Genomic DNA, 5,223 nt, shown 5'->3' with positions numbered 1-5,223 from the left:
CCCGCAGACCACCCACGCAACCCCCCCAATCCATCACCTTCCGCCACCTTTCTCACCAGTCCCGGGTAACCGCCTCGCTGCCCCTCGGACCCCCGTACGCCACCCGCTCCGGTTACCTTCGGTGCATGGCAGGCACAGCGGGCACATCGGGCACCTACGACGGGACGGCAACCGAACGCTGGGCACCCGAGCCCGACAAGCGTCCGGGCCGCACCGCCTTCCAGCGCGACCGCGCGCGCGTGCTGCACTCCGCCGCGCTGCGCAGGCTCGCGGGCAAGACCCAGGTGGTCACCCCCGGATCGCGCAGCCAGGAGTGGGACGCCAGTCCCCGGACCCGGCTGACGCACTCCCTGGAGTGCGCACAGGTCGGCCGTGAACTGGGCGCCGCGCTCGGCTGCGACCCGGATCTCGTCGAAGCGGCCTGTCTCGCCCATGACATGGGCCATCCGCCCTTCGGCCACAACGGTGAACAGGCCCTCAACGACTTCGCCGCGGACTGCGGCGGCTTCGAGGGCAACGCGCAGTCGCTGCGCCTGCTCACCCGGATCGAGCCCAAACGGTTCGTCCGCTTCGAGGAAACGGGGGACCTGGTCAGCGTCGGCCTGAATCTGACCCGCGCCACTCTGGACGCCGCCACCAAATACCCGTGGCCGCGCGGCGCCCACCCCACCCGGCCCGGCTCGCTGAAGTTCGGGGTGTACGAGGACGACCTGCCCGTCTTCGGCTGGGCCCGCAAGGGTGCCCCGGCGGACCGTATCTGCTTCGAGGCGCAGGTCATGGACTGGTCCGACGATGTCGCGTACTCGGTCCACGACTTCGAGGACGGTCTGCACGCCGGCCATGTCGACCCCGCCGCGCTCTCCTCCGAGACGGAACGGCGTGGGATTTGGGCGGTGGCGATCGGCCGTTATGCGCCACGGGACACCGATCCGGCGGAGCTGTCCGCCGCGCTCGACCGCCTGATGGATCAGGAGTGGTGGCCGCGCGGCTATGACGGCTCCGCGGTCGCGCAGTCCCGCCTCAAGGACGCCACCAGCCAGCTCATCGGCCGGTTCTGTCTGGCCGCCGAGGCCGCCACGCGCGAGGCGTACGGTAAGGGGCCGCTCACCCGGTACGGCGCGGAACTGGTCGTCCCGCGCGCGGCGCGTCTGGAGTGCGCGGTCCTCAAGGCCGTCGCCGACCGCTACGTCATGCAGCGTGCCGAGCAGGAAGCGCTCCGCGCCGACCAGCGGATCATTCTGGCGGAGCTGGCCGAGGCGCTCACGGCCCGCGCTCCGGAAGGTCTCGATCCGCAGTTCCGGGCGCTGTTCGAATCGGCCGACGGCGACCGGGCGCGCAAGCGGGTCATCGTCGACCAGATCGCGTCCCTCACCGACGCCTCGGCCCGCTCCCTGCACACGGGGCTCACGAGCCGCGCCTGACGGACCCGGACAGCCACCCCGTACAGGCGACACCGACACAATCCTGTCGACGCCCGACGCCCGACGCCCGACGCCCGACGCCCGACGCCCGACGCCCGACGCCCCGCCCGCCGAAGCCCCAGCCCGGCCCCCTGCCCGCGCGCGTCCCGCGCGGCTCCCGCGCATCATGGACGGGTGACGCTCGTGGCCGGGCGACATGCGCCCCTCATGCCTCGCTGCTCCAGGTCCGCGCCTGTACGAAGGTAGCCGGATCACGCAGTGATACACGCCCATGGAGCGCTCCCTCTTTCGCCATCACGCTCCGTGCGGGACGCTCGCAGATGGCGGCAGCGCGAAGAGGAGGCATCAAGTGGTCGACGCACATCAGACTTTTGTCATCGTCGGCGGTGGGCTGGCCGGGGCGAAAGCCGCGGAAACCCTTCGTTCGGAGGGTTTCACCGGCCGGGTGATCCTCATCGGCGACGAGCGCGACCACCCGTATGAACGTCCACCGCTCTCCAAGGGGTATCTCACCGGCAAGGAGGGCAGGGACAGCGTCTTCGTGCACGAGCGCGCCTGGTACGCGCAGGCCGAGATCGAGCTGCACCTCGGCCAGACCGTCACCTCCATCGACCGCGATCTGCGGTGCGTGCACCTCGGCGACGGCACCTCCGTGCGGTACGACAAACTGCTGCTGACCACCGGTGCCGAACCGCGCCGGCTCGACATCCCCGGCACCGATCTCGCCGGAGTGCATCATCTGCGCCGGCTCGCCCACGCGGACCGGCTGCGCCGGACGCTGGCCGCCCTGGGCCGCGACAACGGCCATCTCGTGATCGCCGGCGCGGGCTGGATCGGTCTGGAGGTCGCGGCCGCGGCGCGCGGTTACGGCGCCGAGGTCACCGTCGTCGAGACCGCGCCGACCCCGCTCCACCATGTGATCGGCCCCGAACTGGGGCAGCTCTTCACCGAACTGCACCAGGAGCACGGCGTACGGTTCCACTTCGGCGTCCGGCTCACCGAGATCACCGGCCAGGACGGCATGGTCCTGTCGGCCCGTACGGACGACGGCGAGGAACACCCCGCCCACGATGTGCTCGCCGCCATCGGCGCGGCCCCGCGCACCGCCCTCGCCGAGGCCGCCGGTCTCGATCTCGCCGACCGCGCCCTGGGCGGCGGCATCGCCGTGGACACCGCCCTGCGCACCTCCGACCCGGACATCTACGCGGCCGGTGATGTGGCCGCCCTGCCGGTCACCGGCTGGGGCGGCACGCTGTCCGTACCGCGCGTACGGGTCGAGCACTGGGCCAACGCCCTCAACGGAGGCCCGGCCGCCGCCCGCGCCATGCTCGGCCAGGACGTCAGCTACGACCGCGTCCCCTACTTCTTCTCCGACCAGTACGACCTCGGCCTGGAGTACTCGGGATGGGCGCCGCCCGGCTCGTACGACCAGGTGGTGGTGCGCGGCGATGCCGGAAAGCGCGAGTTCATCGCGTTCTGGCTGAAGGACCGCAAGGTGCTCGCCGGGATGAACGTCAATGTCTGGGACGTCACCGAGGACATCCAGCGGCTGGTCCGCTCCGACGAGCCGCAGGACCCGGACGCCCTGGCCGACCCGGCCGTCCCGCTCGGATCCCTCGGTTCGCCCGGAGCCGGCGGGCAGGGCCGCGCCCACCACGGCTGACCGGCGTCGACCGCTCCGGCCCCTGCGCCCCCGTAGTATTCACGCGTGGCAGGCAGGATCAACGATGACGACGTGAAGGCGGTGCGGGACGCCGTCCCGATCGACGCCGTCGTGTCCGACTACCTCCAGCTACGCAGCGCGGGCGGCGGCAATCTCAAGGGGCTCTGCCCCTTCCACGACGAGAAGTCCCCCTCCTTCCAGGTGAGTCCGGGCAAGGGTCTCTTCCACTGCTTCGGCTGCCAGGAGGGCGGGGACACCATCGCCTTCGTCATGAAGATCGACCATCTCTCGTTCTCCGAGACGGTCGAGCGGCTCGCCGCGCGCGCGGGCATCACCCTCCGGTACGAGGAGGGCGGGTACAACCCGGCGAGCCAGCGCGGCGAACGCACCCGGCTGGTCGAGGCGCACAAGATCGCCGCGCAGTTCTACGTGGAGCAGCTCGGCGGCCCGGAGGCCGAGATCGGCCGTACGTTCCTGGCGGAGCGCGGCTTCGACCAGGCGGCGGCCGAGCACTTCGGTGTCGGCTACAGCCCGGCCGGCTGGGACCATCTCACCCGCTATCTGCGCGGCAGGGGCTTCACCGACAAGGAACTGCTGCTCTCGGGGCTCTCCCAGGACGGCCGTCGCGGCCCGATCGACCGCTTCCGCGGCCGGCTGATGTGGCCCATCCGCGATATTTCGGGCGAGGTGGTCGGCTTCGGCGCGCGCAAGCTCCGCGAGGACGACAACGGCCCGAAGTACCTGAACACCCCCGAGACCCCGATCTACAAGAAGTCCCAGGTGCTGTACGGGGTCGACCTGGCCAAGAAGGACATCGCCAAGTCCAGCCGGGCCGTGGTCGTCGAGGGCTACACCGATGTGATGGCCTGTCATCTCGCCGGGGTCACCACCGCCATCGCGACATGCGGCACGGCCTTCGGCGGCGACCACATCAAGATCCTGCGGCGGCTGCTGATGGACAACGGCAGCGCCCGGGTGATCTTCACGTTCGACGGGGACGCGGCCGGCCAGAAGGCCGCGCTGCGTGCCTTCGAGGACGACCAGAAGTTCGCCGCCGAAACCTATATCGCCATCGCCCCCGACAACATGGACCCGTGCGACCTGCGGCTCGCCAAGGGCGACGAAGCCGTACAGGACCTGGTCGAGCCGCGTACGCCGCTCTTCGAGTTCGCGATCCGTCAGATCGTCTCGCGGTACGACCTGGAGACCCCGGCGGGGCGCGCGGCGGCGCTCGACGAGGCCGCGCCGATCGTGGCGCGGATCAAGAACGGCGCCTCGCAGCACGAGGTCGCGGTCCAGCTCGCGGGGATCCTGGGCATCCTGGACACCCAGTTCGTGGTCGCGCGCGTGGCCCGGGTCGCGCGTTGGGCGCGCGACCGCGGGGGCAGGGGGCCCGCGCAGGGGCCGGGCGCGCGCTCCGGAGCGCAGACGCCCGAGAACCGGTCACAATCGGGCGCGGCAGGCCCTGGTGCGTACGGCCCCGGGCCCGCGGGACCGGCCGTGTCCGGGCCCGCGCTCAATTTGCGCAGCCCCGCCCACCGCACCGAGCGCGAGCTGCTGAAGCTCGCGCTCCAGCGGCCCGAACTGGTCTCCCCGGCCTTCGACGCGTACGGCGAGGACGAGTTCACCGCCCCCCCGTACGCGGCCGTGCGCCGTGCCATAGCGGAGGCCGGCGGCGCCGAACAGGGACTGGCGTCCGCGCCGGAGTATCTGGCCCGGGTCCGTGAGGCCGCGCCGAACGACGCGGTGCGCGCCATGGTCACCGAGCTGGCGGTCGAGGTGTTCCACGGCAAGTCGATCGACGAGATCTACGCGGGCGAGCAGCTCGTGCAGGTACGGCTGCGCGCCGTCGACCGGCGCGTCCGCGAGGTGACCGGCACACTGACCCGGCTCGGCACGCATGCTGCGCCGGACCACCTCGCCGCCGTACAGAACGAGCTGTGGGTGCTCCAGCAGTACGGCCAGTCGCTCCGCGCCCAGGGCGCTGCCGCGCTTTAGGTCCTGTCCCGCGAAGATCCGCCGGACAGGGCCTGGTTCCCCTCCCAGCAAGGTCGTCCGGTGGTCGTCCGGCGGGCACTTCACCGTCGACGTGCCCGTGCACTCACGCACCCCCGCGCACCCCCTCGTACACCCTTCGCC

The 5,223-nt window shown here is 71.6% G+C and carries 3 protein-coding genes; all 3 read left to right on the top strand.

All coding sequences use genetic code 11. The features are described 5' to 3' along the window. Positions 1-125 precede the first annotated feature (125 nt). On the top strand, positions 126-1,421 hold the full coding sequence (locus tag WH07_RS34285; RefSeq protein ID WP_046508832.1) for a deoxyguanosinetriphosphate triphosphohydrolase: 1,296 nt from the start codon (positions 126-128) through the stop codon (positions 1,419-1,421). Between the two features lie 349 nt (positions 1,422-1,770). Continuing rightward, positions 1,771-3,084 carry an NAD(P)/FAD-dependent oxidoreductase gene (locus WH07_RS34280; protein WP_046508825.1) on the top strand — a complete coding sequence of 438 codons (1,314 nt, stop codon included), beginning with the start codon at positions 1,771-1,773 and terminating at the stop codon, positions 3,082-3,084. Between the two features lie 45 nt (positions 3,085-3,129). Beyond that, positions 3,130-5,082 carry a DNA primase gene (gene dnaG, locus WH07_RS34275; RefSeq protein WP_046508823.1) on the top strand — a complete coding sequence of 651 codons (1,953 nt, stop codon included), beginning with the start codon at positions 3,130-3,132 and terminating at the stop codon, positions 5,080-5,082. Positions 5,083-5,223 lie beyond the last annotated feature (141 nt).

Source organism: Streptomyces odonnellii (assembly GCF_000981895.1).
GTDB classification, from domain to species: domain Bacteria; phylum Actinomycetota; class Actinomycetes; order Streptomycetales; family Streptomycetaceae; genus Streptomyces; species Streptomyces odonnellii.
The sequence above is the reverse complement of the archived record's forward strand: the minus strand, read 5'-3'. Positions and strand labels throughout refer to the sequence as shown.

Coding starts and splice junctions, on each gene's coding strand:
- WH07_RS34285 (WP_046508832.1), top strand. CDS start 126: ATGGCAGGCACAGCGGGCACATCGGGCACCTACGACGGGACGGCAACC.